Source organism: Dactylosporangium sp. NPDC049525 (assembly GCF_040676755.1).
Classification (GTDB): Bacteria; Actinomycetota; Actinomycetes; order Mycobacteriales; family Micromonosporaceae; genus Dactylosporangium.
The window spans coordinates 374286-396986 of sequence record NZ_JBFAPO010000001.1 but is presented as its reverse complement, the minus strand read 5'-3'; the positions used below and the strand labels follow the sequence as shown (position 1 = coordinate 396986).

At 70.6% G+C, this 22701-nt stretch carries 19 protein-coding genes; 11 read left to right on the top strand and 8 right to left on the bottom strand.

Annotated elements, in window-relative coordinates; translation table 11 throughout:
- Positions 1–13 precede the first annotated feature (13 nt).
- Positions 14–1900, bottom strand: a complete 1887-nt coding sequence (locus AB0K00_RS01715; RefSeq protein ID WP_363513625.1) for a SpoIIE family protein phosphatase — start codon at positions 1898–1900, stop codon at positions 14–16.
- A 175-nt stretch (positions 1901–2075) separates the two neighbouring features.
- Here AB0K00_RS01715 and AB0K00_RS01710 point away from each other — a divergent pair, with 175 nt between their 5' ends.
- Together AB0K00_RS01710 and AB0K00_RS01705 are read left to right on the top strand one after the other, a co-directional pair.
- Positions 2076–6443, top strand: coding sequence for a HAMP domain-containing protein (locus AB0K00_RS01710; protein WP_363513622.1), 4368 nt, complete (start codon positions 2076–2078; stop codon positions 6441–6443).
- A 33-nt stretch (positions 6444–6476) separates the two neighbouring features.
- Positions 6477–7049 carry a response regulator gene (locus AB0K00_RS01705; RefSeq protein ID WP_363513619.1) on the top strand — a complete coding sequence of 191 codons (573 nt, stop codon included), beginning with the start codon at positions 6477–6479 and terminating at the stop codon, positions 7047–7049.
- Here AB0K00_RS01705 and AB0K00_RS01700 read toward each other — a convergent pair.
- Positions 7042–7374 (bottom strand): STAS domain-containing protein, encoded by a 333-nt coding sequence (locus AB0K00_RS01700; protein WP_363513616.1) that lies wholly within the window; start codon positions 7372–7374, stop codon positions 7042–7044. The genes AB0K00_RS01705 and AB0K00_RS01700 overlap by 8 nt on opposite strands.
- A 101-nt stretch (positions 7375–7475) precedes the next feature.
- Between AB0K00_RS01700 and hemL the strand changes: the two genes are divergently transcribed.
- The 6 genes from hemL to ccsB are packed head-to-tail and all read left to right on the top strand — an operon-like array spanning position 7476 to position 13323.
- A complete protein-coding gene (hemL, locus tag AB0K00_RS01695; protein ID WP_363513613.1) occupies positions 7476–8816 on the top strand; it encodes a glutamate-1-semialdehyde 2,1-aminomutase in 1341 nt (446 codons plus the stop codon).
- Positions 8813–9463 (top strand): histidine phosphatase family protein, encoded by a 651-nt coding sequence (locus AB0K00_RS01690; protein WP_363513610.1) that lies wholly within the window; start codon positions 8813–8815, stop codon positions 9461–9463. Before hemL ends, AB0K00_RS01690 begins: the two co-directional genes overlap by 4 nt.
- On the top strand, positions 9463–9999 hold the full coding sequence (locus tag AB0K00_RS01685; protein WP_363513607.1) for a TlpA disulfide reductase family protein: 537 nt from the start codon (positions 9463–9465) through the stop codon (positions 9997–9999). Before AB0K00_RS01690 ends, AB0K00_RS01685 begins: the two co-directional genes overlap by 1 nt.
- The gene (locus AB0K00_RS01680; RefSeq protein ID WP_363513604.1) at positions 9999–10751 is read left to right on the top strand and encodes a cytochrome c biogenesis protein CcdA; all 753 of its coding nucleotides are present in this window, start codon (positions 9999–10001) and stop codon (positions 10749–10751) included. Before AB0K00_RS01685 ends, AB0K00_RS01680 begins: the two co-directional genes overlap by 1 nt.
- Positions 10751–12298: a cytochrome c biogenesis protein ResB gene (locus AB0K00_RS01675; RefSeq protein ID WP_363513601.1), complete on the top strand. Its 1548-nt coding sequence runs from the start codon at positions 10751–10753 to the stop codon at positions 12296–12298. Before AB0K00_RS01680 ends, AB0K00_RS01675 begins: the two co-directional genes overlap by 1 nt.
- Entirely contained in the window at positions 12298–13323 is a 1026-nt protein-coding gene (ccsB, locus tag AB0K00_RS01670; RefSeq protein WP_363513598.1) for a c-type cytochrome biogenesis protein CcsB, read from the top strand. The genes AB0K00_RS01675 and ccsB overlap by 1 nt, the downstream gene beginning before the upstream one ends.
- 1702 nt (positions 13324–15025) lie before the next feature.
- Here the strand turns inward: ccsB and mqnP are convergent.
- The gene (mqnP, locus tag AB0K00_RS01665) at positions 15026–15949 is read right to left on the bottom strand and encodes a menaquinone biosynthesis prenyltransferase MqnP (protein ID WP_363514989.1); all 924 of its coding nucleotides are present in this window, start codon (positions 15947–15949) and stop codon (positions 15026–15028) included.
- The gene (locus tag AB0K00_RS01660; RefSeq protein ID WP_363513595.1) at positions 15925–17385 is read right to left on the bottom strand and encodes a menaquinone biosynthesis decarboxylase; all 1461 of its coding nucleotides are present in this window, start codon (positions 17383–17385) and stop codon (positions 15925–15927) included. Before AB0K00_RS01660 ends, mqnP begins: the two co-directional genes overlap by 25 nt.
- A gap of 69 nt (positions 17386–17454) precedes the next feature.
- On the opposite strand from AB0K00_RS01660, the gene AB0K00_RS01655 reads away from it, so the two are divergent.
- Positions 17455–18084, top strand: a complete 630-nt coding sequence (locus AB0K00_RS01655) for a UbiX family flavin prenyltransferase (RefSeq protein ID WP_363513592.1) — start codon at positions 17455–17457, stop codon at positions 18082–18084.
- Here the strand turns inward: AB0K00_RS01655 and AB0K00_RS01650 are convergent.
- Positions 18047–18274 (bottom strand): BldC family transcriptional regulator, encoded by a 228-nt coding sequence (locus AB0K00_RS01650; RefSeq protein ID WP_033363294.1) that lies wholly within the window; start codon positions 18272–18274, stop codon positions 18047–18049. The two genes, AB0K00_RS01655 and AB0K00_RS01650, sit on opposite strands and share 38 nt — an antisense overlap.
- A 187-nt stretch (positions 18275–18461) precedes the next feature.
- On the opposite strand from AB0K00_RS01650, the gene AB0K00_RS01645 reads away from it, so the two are divergent.
- Positions 18462–18908 (top strand): Lrp/AsnC family transcriptional regulator, encoded by a 447-nt coding sequence (locus AB0K00_RS01645; protein WP_363513588.1) that lies wholly within the window; start codon positions 18462–18464, stop codon positions 18906–18908.
- On the opposite strand, the gene AB0K00_RS01640 is transcribed toward AB0K00_RS01645, so the two are convergent.
- The 3 genes from AB0K00_RS01640 to AB0K00_RS01630 all read right to left on the bottom strand — a co-directional run bounded on the left by AB0K00_RS01640 (position 18905) and on the right by AB0K00_RS01630 (position 21652).
- Positions 18905–19510 carry a putative glycolipid-binding domain-containing protein gene (locus tag AB0K00_RS01640; RefSeq protein WP_363513585.1) on the bottom strand — a complete coding sequence of 202 codons (606 nt, stop codon included), beginning with the start codon at positions 19508–19510 and terminating at the stop codon, positions 18905–18907. The two genes, AB0K00_RS01645 and AB0K00_RS01640, sit on opposite strands and share 4 nt — an antisense overlap.
- An 85-nt stretch (positions 19511–19595) precedes the next feature.
- The gene (locus AB0K00_RS01635) at positions 19596–20927 is read right to left on the bottom strand and encodes a DEAD/DEAH box helicase (RefSeq protein ID WP_363514987.1); all 1332 of its coding nucleotides are present in this window, start codon (positions 20925–20927) and stop codon (positions 19596–19598) included.
- A 113-nt stretch (positions 20928–21040) separates the two neighbouring features.
- Positions 21041–21652: a hypothetical protein gene (locus AB0K00_RS01630; RefSeq protein ID WP_363513582.1), complete on the bottom strand. Its 612-nt coding sequence runs from the start codon at positions 21650–21652 to the stop codon at positions 21041–21043.
- Between the two features lie 400 nt (positions 21653–22052).
- Here AB0K00_RS01630 and AB0K00_RS01625 point away from each other — a divergent pair, with 400 nt between their 5' ends.
- Positions 22053–22409 carry a hypothetical protein gene (locus AB0K00_RS01625; protein WP_363513579.1) on the top strand — a complete coding sequence of 119 codons (357 nt, stop codon included), beginning with the start codon at positions 22053–22055 and terminating at the stop codon, positions 22407–22409.
- Positions 22410–22701: the final 292 nt, after the last annotated feature.

The window sequence follows — 22701 nt, the reverse complement described above, 5'->3', positions numbered from 1 at the left end:
CGCAAGCTGATTTCTAAGCGTCATTTCTGACCGCGAAGATGGCAATGTCGTCGCGGGGTGACTCGGGGGAGAAGTTGAGCGTCGTCGCGCGCAGGCGGGCGACCACGACGTCGGCGGGGAAGCCGGCCAGCAGGCCCGCCTCCTCGCGCAGCCGGTCGACGCCGAACAGCTCCGTGCCGCGGCGGCGCTCGGTGACGCCGTCGGTGTAGAAGATCAGCGTGTCGCCCGGATACAGGGTGATCTGCGTGCGCGGGGTGTTGATCGTGTCGAGCAGGCCGAGGGCGGTGCCGCACTGGCCCGCCATCTCGGTGCGCCCGTCGGCGCGCAGCAGCACCGGCTGGTCGTGCCCGGCCAGGTGCAGCGCCACGTCCAGGGTGCCGTCGGGCCGGCGCATGATCTCGGCGAGACACAGCGTGCAGAAGCGGCCGGCGCCCCGCTCCAGCAGCGTCTCGTTGATCCGCTTCAGCGTCTCCGGCAGCGGCCTGCCGTCGCGGACGAGGACGCGGGTCACATCCCGTACCAGACCGGTGACCGTCGCCGCCTGGACGCCCTTGCCCGACACGTCGCCGACGACGACCAGCCAGCGCCGGCCGGAGAGCGGCACCACGTCGTAGAAGTCCCCGCCGACGTCGACCCCTTCGCCGGTCGGCACGTATTCGGCGCCGAACTCGACGCCCTCGGCCTTCGGCAGCTGCGGCGGCAGCAGCGAGCGCTGCAGGGCGTGGGCGATGCTGCGCCGCTCCGCGTGGATGTTGGCGTTGTCGATCGCGAGCGCGGCGCGCCGGGCCACGTCCTCGACGACGGCGACCTCCTCGCTGCGCTGCCAGGTGTCCCGGCCACCGCCGACAGTCAGCGTGCCCAGGTGCTGCCCGCGGGCGATCAGGGCGACCACGTAGCCCTCCAGCGGCGGGCCGAGCGGGACGACGGCGTCGGTGCCCATCGCCTCCTTCAGCTGCGGCGCCGCCTGCCCGAGCGCGTCCAGCAGGTCCGTGAGCATCGACTCGTCGGCGTGCGCGGCCGCGGCCAGCCGCAGCTCCCCGCCGGCGTCCGCGGCGTGGATCGCGCACCAGGTGCCGAGGCGGGGCACCACCAGCCGCGGGATGAGCGCCAGGGTCAGCTCGACGTCGAGCGACTGGGCGAGCAGCTCGCTGGCGTCGGCGAGGAACGTCAGCCAGGTGCGCCGCTCCGAGTCGGCGCGGCGCAGCCGGTGGTTCTCGACCAGCAGCATCAGCCGGTCGGCGGCGAGGGATGTCAGCGGTCGCGCATACGGGTTGCCGCCACCGCCGGCGACGAGCAGCTCGGCCCGCCACGGCTTGGTGACCCGCAGCGGCACCCGCCGGCCGCTGTCGACCGATCCGGTGAGCCGGCCGACGGCCGCGATCGTGTGCGGGCCGTCGCCCTCGTCCAGGGTCAGGGCGGCGCCGGCCGCGCCGATCACGCCGACGAGCCGCTGCAGCAGCTCCTCCGCGACCTCGGTCAGCGAGGTGCCGGTGCCCGACCAGCCCAGCGCGCTGAGCGCCTCGGGCGCCGGGGCGAGAGGGATCTCGAAGCCGGGTGGCGTGATGTCGTTTCGTGCGCCGGTCGAACCCGGCTTGTCGAGCCGGAACCACACGCCCTTGCCGCCGCCGAAGTGCAGCGTGCCCCACGATGAGGCAAGCTGGTCGACAAGAAGCAGGCCACGCCCGCGCTCGTCAAGGTCCGCGGTGGTGAGGCCGGGCGCCGGGATGTTGGGCACGACGGTGCCGGGCCGGAAGTCGAGCACCGTGACGGTGAGCGAGGCATCGGCGGCGGTGATCTCGACGTCGACCTCGGTGCCGGCGTGCACGACGCTGTTGGTCGTCAGCTCCGTGACCAGCAGTAGCGCCTCGTCGAGGATCCCGCCCAGGTCCCGTTCGTGCACGATCGTCCGGATCGCTTCGCGCGCCAGACCAGGAGAGCTATGGTCGGCCGGGAGTCGGATCCTCCGGACGGTCGGGGCGTTCACACCTCGCAGTCTCTACCGAACGGTGGTAACAATCCAACCTGGAGACGACGATGGGTGGACGCCGCCTGCCCCCGAGACCGGTGGAGACGCCATGACCACAGTCGAAGAAGTCACCCAGAAGAGTCCTGAGACGCTGTTGCTCGAGGAGCTGTCCGCCGGGCTGGACCGGCTGGCGTCCGGTGATCTGAAGCACCGTCTCAACCGGCGGGACGGGTTGCCGGGCGAGGTGGTCGAGCGGTTCAACCGGCTGGCCGAGCTCAAGCTGCGGCACACCCGCGACCTGCTGCGCATCAGCCGCGTCGTCGGCCGTGAGGGCCGCATGACCGAGCGCCTGGACGAGGAGGGCTTCGAAGGGGCGTGGCTGGACCGCATCCACGCGGTCAACTCCCTCATCGACGACCTGGGCCGCCCCACGACGGAGATCGCCCGCGTGATCGTGGCGGTCGCCGAGGGGGACCTGACGCAGCAGCTGGCGCTGGAGATCGACGGCCGCCCGCTGCGCGGCGAGTTCCTCACCATCGGCCGCACGGTCAACACGATGGTCGACCAGCTGTCGTCGTTCGCCGACGAGGTCACCCGTGTCGCCCGGGAAGTTGGTACTGAGGGCAAGCTGGGTGGCCAGGCGCAGGTCACCGGTGTCGCCGGCACGTGGCGGGACCTGACCGACTCGGTCAACTCGATGGCCGCGAACCTCACCGGCCAGGTCCGCTCGATCTCCACCGCCGCGACCGCCGTGGCCCGTGGCGACCTGTCGCAGAAGATCACCGTCGCGGCGAAAGGTGAGGTCGCCGAGCTCGCCGAGACGATCAACTCGCTCGTCGACACGCTGCGGGTCTTCGCCGAGCAGGTGACCCGCGTGGCCCGCGAGGTCGGCACCGAGGGCAAGCTCGGCGGCCAGGCTGACGTGCCCGGCGTGGCCGGCACCTGGAAGGACCTCACCGACAACGTCAACTCGATGGCGTCCAACCTGACCGGCCAGGTCCGCAACATCGCCCAGGTCGCGACCGCCGTGGCCCGTGGCGACCTGTCGCAGAAGATCACCGTTGTCGCGCAGGGCGAGATCCTGGAGCTGAAGGACACCGTCAACACGATGGTGGACCAGCTGTCGTCGTTCGCCGACGAGGTCACCCGTGTCGCCCGTGAGGTCGGTACTGAGGGCAAGCTGGGTGGCCAGGCGCAGGTGACCGGCGTTGCCGGTACGTGGCGGGATTTGACGGACAACGTGAACTTCATGGCGTCGAACCTGACGTCGCAGGTCCGCAACATCGCGCAGGTGGCGACGGCGGTGGCGCGGGGTGACCTGTCGCAGAAGATCACGGTTGATGCTCGGGGCGAGATCCTGGAGTTGAAGTCGACGGTCAACACGATGGTGGATCAGCTGTCGTCGTTCGCCGATGAGGTCACGCGTGTGGCCCGTGAGGTCGGTACTGAGGGCAAGCTGGGTGGTCAGGCGCAGGTGACCGGCGTTGCCGGTACGTGGCGGGATTTGACGGACAACGTGAACTTCATGGCGTCGAACCTGACGTCGCAGGTCCGCAACATCGCGCAGGTGGCGACGGCGGTGGCGCGGGGTGACCTGTCGCAGAAGATCACGGTTGATGCTCGGGGCGAGATCCTGGAGTTGAAGTCGACGGTCAACACGATGGTGGATCAGCTGTCGTCGTTCGCCGATGAGGTCACCCGTGTCGCCCGTGAGGTCGGCACCGAGGGCAAGCTGGGTGGCCAGGCCCAGGTGCGTGGCGTTGCTGGCACGTGGCGCGACCTCACCGACAACGTCAACTTCATGGCCTCGAACCTCACCGCCCAGGTCCGCAACATCGCGCAGGTGGCGACGGCGGTGGCCCGTGGTGACCTGTCGCAGAAGATCACCGTCGATGCCCAGGGCGAGATCCTGGCCCTCAAGTCGACGGTCAACACGATGGTGGATCAGCTGTCGTCGTTCGCCGACGAGGTCACGCGTGTCGCCCGCGAGGTCGGCACCGAGGGCAAGCTCGGCGGTCAGGCCCAGGTGAAGGGCATCTCCGGCACCTGGCGGGACCTCACCGACAACGTCAACTCGATGGCCTCCAACCTGACGTCCCAGGTCCGCAACATCGCCCAGGTCACCACCGCCGTGGCGCGGGGTGACCTGTCGCAGAAGATCACCGTCGACGCGCACGGGGAGATCCTGGAGCTGAAGTCGACGGTCAACACGATGGTGGATCAGCTGTCGTCGTTCGCCGACGAGGTCACCCGGGTTGCCCGTGAGGTCGGCTCCGAGGGCAAGCTGGGTGGCCAGGCCCAGGTGCGGGGCGTCTCCGGCACCTGGCGGGACCTCACCGAGAACGTCAACCAGCTCGCCTCGACGCTGACCACCCAGCTGCGCGCCATCTCGCAGGTGTCCACCGCCGTGACCCGCGGCGACCTGACCCAGCGCATCGCGGTCGAGGCGCTCGGCGAGGTCGCCGAGCTCAAGGACAACATCAACCAGATGATCGTCACGCTGCGCGAGACGACGAAGAAGAACGCCGAGCAGGGCTGGCTCGACTCCAACCTGGCCCGTGTCGGCGGCCTCCTGCAGGGCCAGCGCGACCTCGGCGAGGTCTGCCGCATGATCATGGCCGAGGTGACGCCGCTGGTCGACGCGCAGATCGGCGCGTTCTTCCTGGCCGGCACCGACGCCGGGGCCGGCCTGCGGCTGCGGCTGGAGGCGTCCTACGGATACATGCCGCCCGGCACCGAGATCAGCTTCGCGCCCGGCGAAGGGCTGATCGGGCAGGCGTCGCTGTCGCGGCGCGCGATCCGGGTCACCGCCCCACAGGACGGCCGGCTGCAGGTCCGCTCCGGCCTCGCCGCGACAGCCCCGGCCGACCTCGTCGTGCTTCCGGTGCTGTTCGAGGGCGAGCCGCTCGGCGTCATCGAGTTCGCCGGCGTCGCCTCGTTCTCCGAGCTGCACCTGGCGTTCCTCGACCGGCTGGTGGTCACCATCGGCGTCGCGCTGAAGACGATCCTCGCCAACCGGCGGACCGAGGAGCTGCTGTCGCAGTCGCAGCGCCTCGCCCTGGAGTTGCAGGACCAGTCGGCCGAGCTGCAGCGCACCAACGCCGAGCTGGAGGAGAAGGCGACGCTGCTGTCGGAGCAGAAGGGCAACATCGAGAAGCAGAACCGCGAGATCGAGATGGCCCGGCTCGGCCTCGAGGAGAAGGCGCAGCAGCTGGCGCAGGCGTCGCAGTACAAGTCGGAGTTCCTCGCCAACATGAGCCACGAGCTGCGCACCCCGCTCAACTCGATGCTCCTGCTGTCGCGGCTGCTCGCCGACAACCCCGACACCAACCTCACCTCGAAGCAGATCGAGTTCGCCGCGACGATCCACAACGCGGGCTCCGACCTCCTCGCACTGATCGACGACATCCTCGACCTGTCGAAGATCGAGGCCGGCCGCATGGACGTGGAGCCCGGCGAGGTCTCCTTCGACGAGATCCGCTCCTACGTCGAGCAGGCGTTCGCGCCGCAGGCCGAGGACAAGGGGCTGGACTTCACGGTCGGCACCGCCGTCGAGCTGCCGCCGGCGATCGTCACCGACCCGCAGCGCCTCCAGCAGATCCTGCGCAACCTGATCTCCAACGCGGTGAAGTTCACCGAGAAGGGCGCGGTCACGCTGTCCATCAGCGTCGCCACACCCGATCTGCAGTTCACCTCGCCGACCCTCGCCGGCGCGCGGCGGGTGATCGCGTTCGCGGTCCACGACACGGGCATCGGCATCTCCGACGACAAGGTCGCCCTGATCTTCGAGGCGTTCCAGCAGGCCGACGGCACGACCAGCCGCAAGTACGGCGGCACCGGCCTCGGCCTGTCGATCAGCCGCGAGCTCGCCCGGCTGCTCGGCGGCGCGATCGGGGTCACCTCCGAGGTCGGCCGGGGTGCCACGTTCACCCTGTACCTGCCGGACGTCATCGCGACCGAGGTCACCCAGACCGTGCACGCGGTCCCGGCGCAGCCGCTGCCGCCGGTCCGCAGCCTGCCGCCGGGCCCGGCGATGCTGCGGGCGCTACCCACCCCGGAGCGCCGCCCGACCGCGGCCGCGCACCAGCTCGACGGCGCGACCGTGCTCATCGTCGACGACGACGTGCGCAACGTCTTCGCCCTCACCAGCGCGCTGGAGCTGCACGGCATGACGGTCCTGTACGCCGACAACGGCATCGACGGGGTCCGCGTGCTGTCGGAGCACCCCGGCGTCGACATCGTGCTGATGGACGCGATGATGCCCGACCAGGACGGCAACGAGACGACCCGCACGATCCGGCGCAACCGGCGCTTCGCGAACCTGCCGGTGGTGTTCCTGACCGCCAAGGCGATGCCCGGCGACCGCGAGTCGTCCCTGGCCGCCGGGGCCAGCGACTACATCACCAAGCCGGTTGATCTCGACGAACTGCTTGACGTGATGGCCGCCTGGGTAAACGGGGAAGGTCGTGCGGTGTAAGTTGATCGATGACGTCAGAAAGGGGCCGCATCCTTGACTGGACCGGACCGGCCGGCGAAGGTGCTGCTCGTCGACGACCGAAGGGACAACCTCCTCGCGCTGGAGGCCATCCTGCAGGGGCTGCCGGTCCAGACCGTCGGCGCCGACAGCGGCGAGGACGCCCTCAAGCACCTGCTGGTGGACGACTTCGCCCTCATCCTGCTCGACGCGCAGATGCCGACGATGGACGGTTTCGAGACCGCCCGGCACATCAAGCGCCGCGAGCGGACCCGGCACGTGCCGATCATCTTCCTCACCGCGGCGGACCGGGACTCGCACCTGGCGCTGCGCGGCTACGCGGCCGGTGCCGTCGACTACCTCACGAAGCCGTTCGACCCGTGGGTGCTGCGGGCCAAGGTGTCGGTGTTCGTCGAGCTGTGGACGAAGACGCAGCAGCTCGCGGCGCAGTCGGACCTGGTCAAGGTCCGGGAGGGCGAGATGCGGGCGGTGGGCGTCGCCGTCGACGAGGCCACCGCGCTGCTCAAGGCGGGACTCGCCGCGGGCGGTGAGGTCGGCCGCTCTCAGGTGGAGAAGGCGATCTCCGTGTTGACCAGGCTGCTCAAGTAGCGGTTTCCTGGATCATCAGCGCGCCCCTGAGGCCGGTGATGTCCAGGACGCGGATCAGGAACGCGCCGACGTTGACCAGCACCAGGTAGCTCTGTGCCATGGTCGCCTTGCGACTGAGCACGACCAGCGTGCCGAGCCCCTGCGAGTCACAGAACGTCACGCCGCCCATGTCGAGGACGACCCGCGTCGGGGTGTCGCCGCCGAGGATCTCATCGACGGCCGTCGCCAGCCGTTGGACCGTGGACATGTCGATCTCGCCGGCGAGCGCCACCACGGTCTCGGTCGGGGCGCGGCGCACGGTGACGGAAAGATCCGGTCGATCCACCCGCACAGCCTAACGTGGATCAGCGTCCGTAGTGGCGTCGGGCACAGGCGGTCCGGGGGCGCTCGGCGCCGCCCCGGGCGGGCTGTCAGAATGGGCAGGCTGTGACAGCTATTGACTCCGCCGGCCTCGGCCCCTATGCGGGTGACGCTCCGGCTTCGCAGGCACTGTTCGACCGCGCTCAGGCCATCGTGCCGGGTGGGGTGAATTCACCTGTCCGTGCGTTCCGCGCGGTCGGTGGCACCCCCCGGTTCATGGTCAGTGGCGAGGGCTGCTGGCTCACCGACGCCGACGGGCGACGCTATGTCGACCTCGTCTGCTCGTGGGGCCCGCTGATCCTCGGCCACGCGCATCCCGAGGTGATCGGTGCGATCACCGCCGCGGCCGCGCACGGCACCAGCTTCGGCACCCCGACACCGGGCGAGGTGGCACTCGGCGAGGAGATCGTCGCGCGCACCCCGGTCGAGCAGGTCCGCCTGGTCAACTCCGGCACCGAGGCCACGATGAGCGCGCTGCGGCTCGCCCGTGGCTTCACCGGCCGGCCCAAGGTGGTCAAGTTCGCCGGCTGCTACCACGGTCACGTCGACGCGCTCCTCGCCGCCGCCGGGTCCGGGGTCGCGACGCTCGCGCTGCCCGACTCGCCCGGGGTCACCGGAGCGGCCGCGGGTGACACGATCGTCCTGCCGTACAACGACGTCGCCGCCGTCGAAGCGGCCTTCGCCGCCGAGGGCCCGCGGATCGCCGCCGTCATCACCGAGGCCGCCTGCGGCAACATGGGCGTCGTCGCACCCCGCGACGGGTTCAACGCCAAGCTCGCCGAGATCGCCCACCGGCACGGCGCGCTGCTCATCCTCGACGAGGTCATGACCGGGTTCCGGGTCAGCAGCGCCGGCTGGGCGGGCCTCGAGCCCGTCGACGCCGACCTGTGGACCTTCGGCAAGGTGATGGGTGGCGGCCTGCCCGCCGCCGCGTTCGGCGGTCGCACCGAGATCATGGCGCAGCTGGCCCCGGCCGGCCCGGTCTATCAGGCCGGCACGCTGTCGGGCAATCCGCTCGCCTGCGCGGCCGGCCTCGCGACCCTGCGCCTGGCGACCCCCGACGTCTATGCGCAGCTGGACGCGACCGCGGCCACGATCGGCAAGTTGTCCTCGGACGCGTTGGCCGCCGCGGGGGTACCGCACACGCTGGCCACCGCCGGCAGCATGTTCTCGATCTTCTTCACCGCGCAGCCGGTGCACGACTACGACGCCGCGCGCACCCAGGACGTCGCGGCGTTCAAGGCGTTCTTCCACAGCATGCTGTCCCGCGGCGTCTACCTGCCGCCCAGCGCCTATGAGTCGTGGTTCGTCTCCACCGCGATCAACGCCGAGGCGCTGGACGTCATCTCCGCCGCCCTGCCGCACGCCGCGCGCGCCGCGGCCGTTGCCTCGGCCGGACTGTCATGACCATCAAGACGATCGTGCACGTGCTGCGGCACGGCGAGGTGCACAACCCGGAGAAGGTGCTCTACGGCCGCCTGCCCGGCTACCGCCTCTCCGAGCTCGGCGTGCAGATGGCCAAGGCCGCCGCGCAGGCCGTCGCCGAGAAGGACATCACCTACGTGGTGGCCAGCCCGCTCGAGCGCGCGCAGCAGACCGCCGCGCCGATCGCCGACCAGTTCGGCCTGCCGATCGCCGTCGACGAGCGGCTCATCGAGAGCGGCAACTTCTTCGAGGGCAAGCGGGTCGGCGCCGGCGACGGCGCGCTGCGCGACCCGCGCAACTGGTGGGTGCTCCGGGACCCGGTGACCCCGTCGTGGGGCGAGCCCTACACGGCGATCGCGGCGCGCATGTTCGCCGCGCTGCTCGCCGCCCGGGAGGCCGCCGAGGGCCACGAGGCCGTCTGCGTCTCGCACCAGCTGCCGATCTGGACGCTGCGCCGGCACGTCGAGCGCAAGCGCCTGTGGCACGACCCCCGCAAGCGCGAGTGCAACCTCGCCAGCTACACCAGCTTCCACTTCGAGGACACGAAGATCGTCGGCGTGGCGTACAGCGAACCGGCCGCGCACCTGGTCGCCATGTCGCCGGGTGCCCGCAACGCCAAGGGCGCCTGATGTTGCACCGGGTTGTAGGAGTCCTCGTCGCGTTCGCCCTGCTGGCCGCCTGCGACAGCACCACCCCGCAGAACGCCCTCGGCAGCCGCAAGATCTCCGTTTCCGACCGGGTCGCCGCGCCCGCGATGCGCGGCGACTACATGGACGCCAGCGGCTCGTTCGACCTCGCTCAGCGCAAGGGCGACGTCGTCGTGATCAACTTCTGGGCGTCGTACTGCGCGCCGTGCCGCACCGAGGCGCCCGAGCTGGAGAAGGTGTACGCCGCCACCCGCGCCGACGGGGTCGCCTTCGTCGGGATCAACGTCCACGACCAGCGGGACCCGGCCAAGGCGTTCCTCGCCGACGTCAAGCCGAGCTACGGCAGCATCTTCGACCCGTCCGCGGCGCTCGCACTGGACTTCGCGGTCCCGCCCAACTCGATCCCGGCGACCCTGGTCATCGACCGCAAGGGCCGCATCGCTGCGGTGCTGCGCTCCCAGATCGACCAGAAGCTCCTCGAGCCGATCGTGCGCGACCTGGTCGCCGAGCAGGCCTGATGCTCCTCGCCGGGCCTTTCGACTACGCCACCAGCGGCCCGCTGCTCGGTGCGGTCGCCGTCGCCGTCCTCGCCGGCCTCGCCAGCTTCCTGTCACCGTGCATCCTGCCGCTCGTGCCCGGCTACCTCTCCTACGTCACCGGCCTGGCGGGCGCCGACCTCGACTCCGGGCACCGCCGCGGCCGGGTCATCGCCGGCATCTCGCTCTTCATCGCCGGGTTCACGGCCGTCTTTGTCACCCTGATCGTGCTCGCCACCAGCGCCGCGATGCAGCTCATGGTCCACCGGCGGATGATCGAGATCGTCGCGGGCGTGATCGTCATCGTCCTCGGCCTGGCCTTCATCGGCCTCGTGCCAGGGCTGGAGCGGCAGTGGCGGGTGCAGAAGCTGCCCGCCGCCGGGCTCATCGGTGCCCCCGTGTTCGGCGTCGTCTTCGCGCTGTCGTGGGCGCCGTGCACCGGCCCGACGCTCGCCGCCATGATCGCGCTCGGCTCCACCAGCGGCTCCCAGGCCAGGGCGGTGACCCTCGCCATTGCGTACTCCCTCGGCATCGGGCTGCCGTTCATCGCCGTCGGCCTGGGCTTCCAGCGGCTCATCGGGGTCATCAAGTTCATCCGGCGCAACAGCCAATGGGTGACCCGCATCGGCGGCGCGCTGCTCGTCCTCGTCGGGCTCGCGCTCGTCACCGGCGTCTGGAGTGACCTCATGATCGCCATCACCACCAACGTCGGAACCGGATCGGTGCCGATCTGATGCGCTGGATCGTCTCCGTGTGCCGGCGTGCCTGGCGGCAGCTCACCTCGATGCGCACCGCGCTGGTGCTGCTGTTCCTGCTCGCCGTGGCCGCGATCCCCGGCTCCGTGCTGCCGCAGCGCAACGTGTCGCCGGAGAAGGTCCGCCAATACCTGCAGGACAACACCGAGTGGGGCCCCACCCTCGACCGGTTCTTCTTCTTCGACGTGTACGGCTCGCCCTGGTTCTCCGCGATCTACCTGCTCCTGTTCACGTCCCTGGTCGGCTGCCTGGTGCCCCGCTTCCGGGCCCACTTCGTGGCGATGCTGCGCAAGCCGCCGCCGGCGCCCGCGCGGTTCTCCCGGTTGCCCGCGCACTCCTCGGATCTGTCGGTCGTGCCCGCCGCCGAGGTGCTTTCGGTGCTGCGGCGCCGGCGCTTCCGCACCGTCGTGCGCACCACTGGCGACGTCACCGAGATCAGCGCGGAGAAGGGGTACCTGAAGGAGACTGGCAACCTCGTCTTCCACTTCGCGCTGCTGACGCTGCTGCTCGGCGTCGCGTTCGGGTCGTGGTTCGGGTGGCACGGCAACCGGCTGCTCGTGCAGGGCGACGACTTCGCGTTCTGCAACACCCTGCTCAACTACGACGAGCACGCCCTCGGCGCCCAGGTCGGCGAGGGCGACCTGCCCCGCTTCTGCGTGCGCATGGACAAGTTCGCCGCGACTTACCTCGACAACGGCCAGCCGGTCACCTACAAGGCCGACGTGACGGTCACCCAGCACGGCCGCTCCTCGTCGCACCTGCTGCAGGTCAACGACCCGCTGCGGCTCGACGGCGCCAACGTGTCGCTGCTCGGCCACGGCTACGCGCCGATCCTGCGGTACACCGACAAGTACGGCCGGACGCACGAGAACGTGTCGGCGTTCCTGCCCAAGGACGGGATGCTGACCAGCGACGGCGTCGCGACCTTCCCGGACGTCAACCTCAACCCCTCGACCGGCACCCGGGACGAGAAGTCCCAGATCGGCTTCTCGGGCGTATACCTGCCGACCCTGCCGTCGGACCCGTCGCTCGGCAGGTCCGCCTTCCCGGCCGAGAACGACCCGCGCCTCATGCTCCAGCCCTACCGTGGGGTCCTCGGCTTCGACGCCGGTGCGCCGCTGTCGGTGTACACCCTCGACCAGCGCCAGATCGACGCCAAGCGCCTCAGCAAGTTCGGCGACCCGCTCATGCTCAAGCCCGGCGACAAGGGCACCCTGCCCGACGGCACGACCGTCGAGTTCGTCGGCACGCTGCAGTGGATCAGCGTCTCGATCCGGCACGACCCCGGCCAGCCGGTCGTCCTGGTCGGCGCGTCCGCGCTGCTGGTCGGGCTGCTCGGCTCGCTCATCGGCAAGCGCCGCAGGGTGTTCTTCCGCATCACCCCGACCGGCATGTCGGCGGGCGGACTGCCGCGCGGGGACTACCCGGGCTTCGCCGAGGAGTTCGCATCCATCGTCGCTGCGGTGGCCCCTGCCGCGCAGGTGCCCGAGCAGGTGGCGCAGACTGACGTCAAGGAGGTCGTTTGATGGGTGGATTGTCGAATCAGCTGCTGGTCGTCACGATCTTCAGCTACGTGCTCGCGATGCTGGCGTACGCCGTCGAATACGCCTTCGGCGCCCGCAGCCTGGTAGGCCAGCGGGTGCTCGTCGGCGCCGGCGGTCCGGCTCTCGCTCCCGCCGCCACCGCTTCGGTCGGCGCGCCGTCCTCGGCTTCCGCGCTCGCCTCCGCCTCCACGCTCTCCTCCCCTCCCGACATTTCGGATTTTTCCGATGAATCGCCTTCGTCGGATGCCTCCGGTGCGCGGTGGGCGGGTGTCGCGGCTGTCGGCCTGACGATCCTCGGCTACCTGGGCCACCTCGGCGCTCTGGTCACCCGCGGCATCGCCGCCGACCGTGCGCCGTGGGGCAACATGTACGAGTTCGTCATGACCGCCACCCTCGTCGGCGTCTCCGCCTGGCTGGTCGTCCTCGCCAAGTGGCGCAACCTGCGGCACCTGGGCCTCTTCGTCACCCTCGTCGCGTCGATCCTGCTCGCGATCGCCGGCATGACGCTGTACGTCCCGGTCGGCCCGCTCGTCCCGGCCCTGCAGTCCTACTGGCTGGTCATCCACGTCGGCGCCGCCTCGATCGCCTCCGGCATCTTCCTCGTCGGCTTCGTCGCCGCCGCCATGCACCTGATCCGCCTGGGCCACGACCAGGGCAAGCGCAACTTCCCCTACAGCCTCGGCGAACGCCTCCCACAGGCCGACATGCTCGAGCGCGTCACGTTCCGCGTCCACGCCTTCGCCTTCCCGATCTGGACCTTCGGCGTCATCGCCGGCGCGATCTGGGCCGAAGCCGCATGGGGCCGATACTGGAACTGGGACCCCAAGGAGATCTGGTCGTTCATCGCCTGGGTCGTCTACGCCTGCTACCTGCACGCCCGCTCCACCCCGAGCGTCAGCCGCCGCATCACGTCCTGGATTGCCGTCGTCGGCTGGGCAACCATGCTGGTCAACCTGTTCGGCGTCAACCTCGTCGCCAACGGCCTGCACTCCTACGCCGGCGTCTAGCCACCTCCCACCACCCCGCGCTTCGTCTCCGCCGCCCTGCGCTCGCCTTCGCCGCCGCTTGGGGGCTGCTGCGCTTTCGCGGTATGTGGCGGCCGTTCACCTAGCCGCCGCTCGCACCGGCCAGCCCCGCCGCGCCCACCACGCAGCCACCGAACAACCCGAAGGATCCCAGGGGCCAGGGCACCGCAGATCCTTCGGGTTGTTGGAAAAAGCACCGCGGAATCTCAGCAACCACGGCTCGGCTCGCCGCCGAGGCCGCCAGCCACCGAACGCCGCAACCAGAGCCGAGACCCCGCCGCAAACCACAGCCACACGGAAGCGACCTCCCCACCACCCCCGCCATTGTTGTCCCCAGTGCTGTGAACGTGACGCTTGAACACCGCTCCGCTCCGCGCCACGCCCACCCGCCAAGTCGTCCCCTCGCAATGCGGCGCCATGCAACCGTGAGCGCGCAGCCATAAGGCGCCCCGGCCGTGTCGCATGCTGGCCGCGGGCAGCGACGGCCGTGAGCTGCGCAGCCGTGGTGCGGGTCGACGTGGTGCGGGTCGGCCTGGTGCTTGCCCGGCCGCAACGGCGTGACGGGCCGGCCGTGCCATTCATGAGCTGCGCAACCGCGGTGACGTGTCAGCGGTGGTGCGTGTCGGCCGTGGTGCACGTCGGCCGTGCGGATGCGACGGGTCGCCCGTGCCAGTTGCGGCGCACGGTGCCGCCCGTGGGGTCGTAGCCCCTGGCAGGGAGTGCCCATGCAACCGCACCTCACGCGACTGCAGAGCGTGCCGCCCGTTCGCCGTGCCGTCCGAGCACCGCGCGACTGCAGAGCGCGTCGTTCGCCGTGCCACTCGTTCGCCGTGCCGTCTGAGCACCGCGCCGTCCGCACGCCGTGCCCTCCGAGCGCCGCGTCGTCCGCACGCCGCATCGCCTGCGCGTCGCGCAACCGCGGGGGCGGGCTCGCTCGGGAGGCTGTGCTGCCCGCACGCCGCGCCGTCCGCACGTCGCATCGCCTGCGCGTCGCGCAACCGCGGGGCCGGGCTCGCTCGGGAGGCTGTGCCGCCCGTGCACCGCGTAACCGCAGGCCGCGCCGTCCGCACGCCGCGCCGCCCACTCTGCGCGCCGTCCGCACGCCGCATCGCCCGTGCGTCGCGCAACCGCGGGGCGGGCCCGCTCGGGAGGCCGCGCCGCCCGCACGCCGCGCCGTCCGCACGCCGTGTCGCCCACTCAGCGCGCAACCGCGGGGGCGGGCTCGCTCGGGAGGCTGTGCCGCCCGTGCACCGCGTAACCGCACGCCGCGCCGTCCGCACGCGGTGCCGTCCGCACGCCGTGTCGCCTACTCAGCGTGCAACCGCAAGGGCGGGCCCGCTCGCGAGGCTGTGCCGGCGGCGCACTGCGCAACTGCACGCCGTGCCGCCCACTCAGCGCGCCGTCCGCACGCCGCGTCGCCTGCGCGTCGCGCAACCGCGGGGGGCGGGCTCGCTCGGGAGGGCCGTGCCGCCCGTGCACCGCGTAACCGCACGCCGTGCCGTCCGGGCGCCGTGCCGTCTGCACAACGTGCCGCCCACTCGACGCGCAACCGCACGCCGCGTCGCCCGCTCACCGCGCAACCGCAGGGGCATGCCCGCTCGCGAGGCCATGCCGCCAGCACGCCGCGCAAGCGCAGGGGCGCGTGCTGCCCGCGAGGCCGTGCCAGCCGCACAGGCGTGGAGGGTCAGGGGCGCAGGCCGCCCAGGATGGTCAGGTCGAGCAGTGCGAAGACGAACAAAGCGATCCCCACGAACCCGTTCGCCGTGAAGAAAGCGCGGTTGACGCGGGACAAGTCATCAGGCCGGACGATGGCGTGCTCGTAAATGAAGGCGACGGCCGTGGCAACGAGGCCGATCCACCACAGCCAGCCGAGGTCGACGAGCTGGCCGAACCACACGAACAGGCCGAACGTCACCACGTGCGCGGCGGTCGACAGGTGCAGGGCGAACGGGACGCCGTAGCGGGACGGGACGGAGTGCACGCCGATCTCGCGGTCGACGGTGGCGTCCTGGCAGGCGTAGATGAGGTCGAAGCCGCCGATCCACAGGCCGACCGCGGCGCCGAGGACCCAGGCGGCGCCGGAGCCGCGCAGGTCACCGGTGACGGCGAGCCAGGCGCCGACCGGGCCGACCATCTGCGCCACGCCGAGCAGGGCATGCGGCCAGTTGGTGAAGCGCTTGCCATACGGATAGAGCACCAGCGGCACCACGGCGAGCGGGGCGAGTGCCAGGCAGAGCGGGTTGAGCAGGGCGGCGGCGCCGAGGAACACGACGAGGGCGACCGTGGCACCGGTCCACGCGGTGCGGACGCTGACGGCGCCGGTGACGAGCTCGCGCTGGGAGGTGCGCGGGTTGCGGGCGTCGATGTGGCGGTCGATGATCCGGTTGGCGGCCATGGCGAACGTGCGGGCGCCGACCATCGCCACCGTCACCAGCAGCAGGTCGGTCCAGTTGACGCGGCCGCCGTGAATGGTCATCGCGGTCAGCGCCGACAGGTAGGCGAACGGCAGCGCGAACACCGAGTGCTCGATCGCGACGAGCCGCAGGAATGCCTTGACCCGGCTCCGGGGTGCCTCAACGAGCGTCACTTGAACCCATACTCTCTCCAGCGTTTGTCGACCCGCGCCACGACCTCGGGCGACATGACCATCTCTTCCGGCCAGCCGCGATGGTAGCCCTCCGTGGGGCCCTTGCGCGTCGCGTCGAGGCCGGCCTTGCCGCCCCAGAACTGCTGATAGGAGGCGTGGTCGAGGTGGTCGACCGGGCCCTCGGTGAGCAGCAGGTCGTGCTTGTAGTCCACGTTGCCGAAGGCGCGGAAGGCGACCTCGGCGTAGTCGTGCACGTCGCAGTCGTCGTCGACGACCACGATGAGCTTCGACAACGACAGCAGGTGGGCGCCCCAGATGGCGCTCATCACCTTCTGGGCGTGCTTCGGATAGCGCTTGCGGATCGACACGATCACGCAGTTGTGGAACACGCCGGCGGCCGGCAGGTCGTAGTCGACGATGTCGGGGATCATGATCTTCAGCAGGGGCAGGAAGATCCGCTCGGTCGCCTTGCCGAGGCCGAGGTCCTCCTGTGGCGGCTTCGACGTGATGATCGAGTGGTAGATCGGCTGCTTGCGGGTGGTCATGCACTCCACGTGCAGCACCGGGAAGTCCTCGACCGGCGTGTAGAAGCCGGTGTGGTCGCCGAACGGCCCCTCGGGCAGGCGCTCGCCGGGCTCCAGATAGCCCTCGAGGACGATCTGCGCGCTCGCCGGCACCTGCAGCGGCACGGTCAGGCAGTCGACCATCTCGACCCGATCGCCGCGCAGGAACCCGGCGAACAGGTATTCGTCGATGTCCGAGGGGAGCGGGGCGCTCGCCGAATACGACACGACCGGGTCGGCGCCGATGGCGATCGCCACCGGCAGGCGCTGCCCGAGCCGCTCGGCTACGGCATGGTGCGCGGTCGAGTCCTTGTGGATCTGCCAGTGCATGCCGAGCGTGTTGTGGCTGTGCTGCTGGAGGCGATAGAGCCCGAGGTTGCGCTTGCCGGTCTCGGGGTGCTTGGTGTGGGTCAGGCCGAAGTTGTGGTAGATCCCGCCGTCGTCGGGCCAGATCTGCAGGCCCGGCAGCCGGTTGAGGTCTACCTGGTCGCCCTTGTAGACGACCTCCTGGCACGGCGCGGTCTTCACGTGCTTCGGGGGCACCGCCTTGAGCTGGAGCAGCTTGCCGATGCCGTCGCGGATGCCGGCCCAGCCGACCGGCAGCTCCGGCTTGACCAGCGCCCCGATGCGTTCGCCGACCTCGTCGAGGTGGGACACGCCGAGCGCCATCGCCATGCGCCGTTCGGTGCCGAACAGGTTGATCGCGACCGGCATGTCGCCGCGGGTCGGGCGGTCGAACACGAGCGCCGGCCCGCCCGCCCGGACGGTCCGGGTGACGATTTCGCTGATCTCCAGGTGCGGGTCCACGGGTGCGGACACGCGATGCAGCTCACCGGCCCGCTGCAGGGCGGCAAGGAATTCGTTGAGATCCGCATATGGGAAGCCGCGTGCCATGCACACCATCCTGCCAACCCGGTACGACAGTTTCCGAGCGGGCCGGTCAGTTGTGGCAGAGTTGACGGCGTGGTTGATCAGCGCAGGCCGTGGGTCGTCGGAGTGTCCGGGGCGTCCGGCACGCCATATGCGGCCGCGGTGATCCGGGCGCTGTTCGACGCGGGCGAGGCCGTCGACCTGGTCGTGTCACGCGCCGCCCGGCTCACGATCCTCGACGAGACCGGCGCGCCCTTCCGCGACGCGCACTGGAAGGACGACCTGGCGCAATGGATCGGCCAGGAAATTGCGGATGTCGTCCACTGGCCCGCCGGTGATCTCGCCGCCGGTCCGAGCAGCGGCTCTTACCAGGTCAAGGGCATGCTCGTCGTGCCGGCGAGCACCGCGGCGTGCGCGGGCATCGCGATCGGCCTCTCCAAGGACCTGCTGCAGCGTGCCGCCGAGGTCAACCTCAAGGAACGCCGACCGGTCGTCGTCGTCCCGCGGGAGACCCCGGTGACCCGCAGCCACCTGGAGCACCTCATTGCCCTGCACGACGCCGGCGCCGTGGTCCTCCCCGCCAGCCCCGGCTTCTACTCGGCCGGAGCGGCGGCCACGGCCACCCAACTCGTCGACTTCATCGCCGGCAAGGTCCTCGACGCTGCCGGCGTGTCTCATACCTTGTTCACTCGTTGGTCGGGTGAACTCGGCCATTCCCGTTAGAGGTGTCGTCGAGCGCGTCGTCTCCTTCGAGCAGCGCCCGCACCTCGGATTCCCGGAACCGCCGGTGTCCTCCCGGGGTTCGGATGCTGCTGATCCGGCCGGCCGCCGCCCAGCGTGTCACCGTTTTCGGATCCACACGAAACAAGGCAGCGACCTCGCCGGGCGTCAGCAGACGATCTCCCGTCTCCACGGCCCCTCCTTAACCCATGGGTGGCTCGATCGGGCCCGCGCACCCCCATGCGGCAAGCTGAAAGCACGAGTCATCCTGGGATGTACGCCCATTACAGCACCGCTAGCGTGCCGTGTCCGGGAAACGAGGAAATCGCACGTGTTGGGTAATTAGCTGTGCTAAAACGCCGACCATTAGGCTGGACGCGATGGATGCGATCGATCGACAACTTATCGACCTGCTTCGAGACAACGCCCGCCTTCCATATGCCGAGCTGGCCCGGAAGGTCGGCCTGTCCGCCCCGGCCGTGCATGAACGCGTCGGCAAGCTCGAGTCCTCCGGTGTCATTCAGGGCTACCGGGCAGAGATCCACCCGGAGGCCGTGGGGCTGCCGCTGACCGCTGTGATCGGCATCGTGCACGACAGCAGCGGCGACACCGACGGCATCCTTGAAGCCCTGCGCGAACATCGAGAAATCGAGTCGTGCTACTTCATGGCCGGCGAGGAATCGTTTCTGTGCAAGGCGCGGGTGAAGACCATCAGCGACCTTGAACGACTCATCATCGAACTGAACCGGGTCCAAGGTGTGGCCCGCACCCGCACCGCGATCGCCCTCTCCACGAAGTGGGAAGGCCGCTCGCAGTCGGCGTCCTAAGCCAGCGTCGCCAGCCCCGGATAGTCCACGACATAGCCCTCCGCGTCGAGCTGCAGGACCGCCGTGAAGCTCTCCGTCGAATAGCGGACCTGCCGCCCCGGCAGCACCTCATAGGTCTGCTCGAGGGGCAGCACGGCCAGGCTCGGCAGCAACACCCAGGCAGCCTCGATCGTCGAGATCCGGCCGGGCTCCGCGCGGTGCAGGCCGAGCCGGCGCACCGGCAGCGTGTTGGTCAGCGGCGAGTTATACAGATCGACGTCGAGGACCCGGTGCAGCCGGTCGGGATCCTCGATGCCGGAGAACGGTGCCGTCGGCAGCGCCCGCTCCAGGTCGCCCTGCTCGCCGGTGGTGACCCGCCAGCGCCCCGCTGCCCGCTCCATCCGCAGCGTCCGCCGCCAGCCCGCACCCTCGGCCGTCACCTCGAGCCGGGTGCTCGCCCAGCCGTCATCGGTGTGCAGGTCATATCGGCAGGTATACAACGCGTTGTCGGCGGCGAACGCCGTGCCTTTGGCATACAGTCCGCGGCGGTCGTCGAGGGTGACGAACTCACCGCCGGTCGTGTCCGTCCGCTGCCAGGCGAACGCCCGTGGAAGCACCGTCATGCATCGAAGTTAGCCCACAGGTACGACAAAAATCAGGGCAACAAAAAGGCGGTCCGCACCATTCGGCGGACCGCCCTGTCGTCACCTAACGCCGTGGACGACGATCATGTTCGTGCTGCGGCCGCCGGCCAGGGCGGCCGTGGCTCGACGAGCCACCGTGATGCGAAGAGCCCCCGCTGGGAGCGCTGCGCTGGATCCGCACCGGCACGCCACTCGGCTGCCGAGCGCCAGTGACCTCGGCCAACGCCGCGTCACCGGCCCGCACCCGAAGCTCGGTCGGGGTGACCCCGGCCTTCGCGAGCAGTGCCGCCGCCCGTCGACGCTGCCGCGGCAGCACCAACGTCACGACCGTGCCCGCTGCCCCGGCCCGCGCGGTCCGACCGGCGCGGTGCAGGTAGTCCTTCTGGTCCCTCGGGAGATCGACGTGTACGACCAGCGACACATCGTCGATATGAATCCCACGAGCGGCGACATCGGTCGCCACCAGGACGTCACACGTGCCCTCTTTGAACTCGGCCAGCGTGCGCGTGCGCACCCGCTGCGTCTTGCCGCCGTGCAGGGCACCCGCCCGCACACCGACGGCCGCGAACTGGTCGACCAGTTCGTCGACGGCCAGCTGCGTCTTCACGAAGAGGATCGTGCGGCCCTTGCGGGCAGCGATCGACGCCGCGATGGCGAACTTGTCATTCGGCGGGACCAGCAACATGTGGTGGTCCATGGACTCCACCGAGGCCGTCGCCGGCTCGATCGAGTGCGTCGACGGGTCGATCAGGAACCGCTTGACCAGCGAGTCGACGTCCTTGTCGAGGGTCGCGGAGAACAACAGGCGCTGACCGGTGGTCGGCGTCTGCTGCAGGATCTCCGTGACCTCAGGGAGGAAGCCCATGTCGGCCATCTGGTCGGCCTCGTCGAGCACGGTGATCTCCACCGAGTCGAGCCGGCAGACGCCGCGCTTGATCAGGTCACCGAGGCGGCCGGGCGTCGCGACGAGCACGTCGACCCCCCGCTCGAGCGACCAGATCTGCCGGTCATACGGCACACCGCCGACGGCGGTCTTGCAGAACAGGCCGAGTGTCTTCGCCAGTGGGGTCAACGCGTCGTTGACCTGCATGGCGAGCTCGCGCGTCGGCACGAGGATCAGGGCCTTGGGCGAGTGCGGACGGGAGCGTCCGCTCGCCGCGAGCCGGGCAAGCATCGGCAGGCCGAAGGCCAGCGTCTTGCCCGAGCCGGTTTGCCCCCTGCCCAGCACGTCACGGCCCGCGAGCACGTCGGGGATCGTGGCGGTCTGGATCGGGAACGGATCGGTGATGCCCTGGTTGGTCAGTGCACGCACCAACTTGTTGGGCAGGCCGAGCCCGGAGAAACCGGGCCCTTGGATTTCCTCTACGGCTTCGAAATCGTCACTAGCTTCGAAGATGGAGGGGTACGAACTGGGGTCAGCGAGCAGCAAGGAGCTGGGACCTTCCGATTGGAGACCCTTCAGCCTATCCGATTTCGCTCGCTGACCCCACGCCGAGGTGTCGCGGTTCACTATTTCGTTGGTACGCCGCTGAACATCTCATCGATGAACGACTTGGAGAACGTAACGGCGAGGTACCCGCCCGCCACGAGCGCCACCACGATCACCGCAATGATGATCATGACTTTCAGGTTGCTGGACTTGGCCGGCTCGTCGTCGTCCTCGTCCTCGTCTGCTTCGGGTGTGCCCTGACTCAAGATGTGCCCGGTCAGTGAGCCGGAGTTCTCCAGAGGGCTGCTGCCGCCGTCGGCCGAGGCCGTCGCCACCGGAGTGACGCGTTGCCCGCCATAGACTGTGCCCGCAGAGCTGCGCTGGTTCCGTGCCCATTTTCCGTAGCTTTCGGCCGCGGGCGAAGGGTCCGCCTCGCTCACCACCTGGTCTTCCTCTTCCGCCGCAGGCGGAGGGATCGCAGGCGGCTGCTGATGCGCCGGCGGGGCCGGGTTGGCCGGCGCCCCACTCGACGGGTAGACCGTCCCCGGCGTCCGGTCGCTGGCCGGCCGGTCGTCCCGCTCCGGACCCGCCGACGGCGGCTCAGGCGTTCCCCACGCCGGCGCGACAGGCGCACCCCAGCCCGTCTGCTGCAGCGGCGGCAGGTCCGAGTGAGCGCTCGGCACGGAGTACATCGGCTGCTGCCCCTCGGCAGGCGGCGGCGCCCACCTCGGCTCCTCCGCTGCGGGAGCAGTGGGAGCCGGGGGAGCTGCGGGAGCCGGGGGAGCCCAGCTAGGCGCAGCGGGATCCGCGGCAGCCGGGGCCGCCCAACTCGGCGCGAACGGTGCTGACACCGACTCACCGGCCGGCGGAGGCTGGGCCCAACTCGGCGCCGGCGGCGCGGACGCCTGCTGTTCGGCCGGCTGAGCCCACGCGGGCGGAGACGACGCCTGCCCGGCAGGCGCCCAGCTCGGCGGCGCGAACGCAGGAGGCGACGAGACCGGCGGCGTCGACTCGGACGGACTCGCCGACGGGATCGAGAAGGCAGGTGGCGCTGACACTGGTGGCGTCGACTCCGATGGTGTCGCATTTGGCATGGTGTACGACGGCTGCCCCGCACCCGGCGCCCCAAACGCAGGTGGCGTCGAGGGCGGCGGCGCAAACGCCAGCGGTCCCGAGGACGGCGGTGCGAACGCCGGCGGTGCCGAGGACGGCGGTGCGAACGGAGGCGGCGTCGAGGGCGGCGCGAACGGCGGTGCTGAGGAGGGCGGCGCGAACGCCGGTCCTCCCGAAACTGGCGGCGACGATGCCGGCGGTGCGAACGCGGGCCCACCCGAAGCCGGCGGCGAGGACGCCGGCGGTGCGAACGCCGGTCCGCCCGAGACCGGCGGCGACGATGCGGGCGGTGCGGATGCGGGCGGTGCGGACGCGGGCGGCGGCGTCCAACCCTGACCGGGCGGGGTCGCCCAGCTCTGCTCACCCTGCGGAGCGGCGGGCGGCTGCTGCCAGCTGGGCTGCGCGGGCGTCGGCGGCGCGGCCCAACCCTGCTGTGCAGGCGGCGTGGACACCGGCTGACCGGGCGGTGCCGCCCAGCCCTGCTGCCCAGGCGCACCCTGCCCCGGTCCACCCTGTCCAGGCGGCGTGGCCCAGCCCGGCTGACCTGGCGCCGCGTACTGCCCGGGCGCTTGACCCTGCGGCGTGCCGTACTGCCCAGGCGTTTGCCCCTGAGGGTTGCCGTACTGCC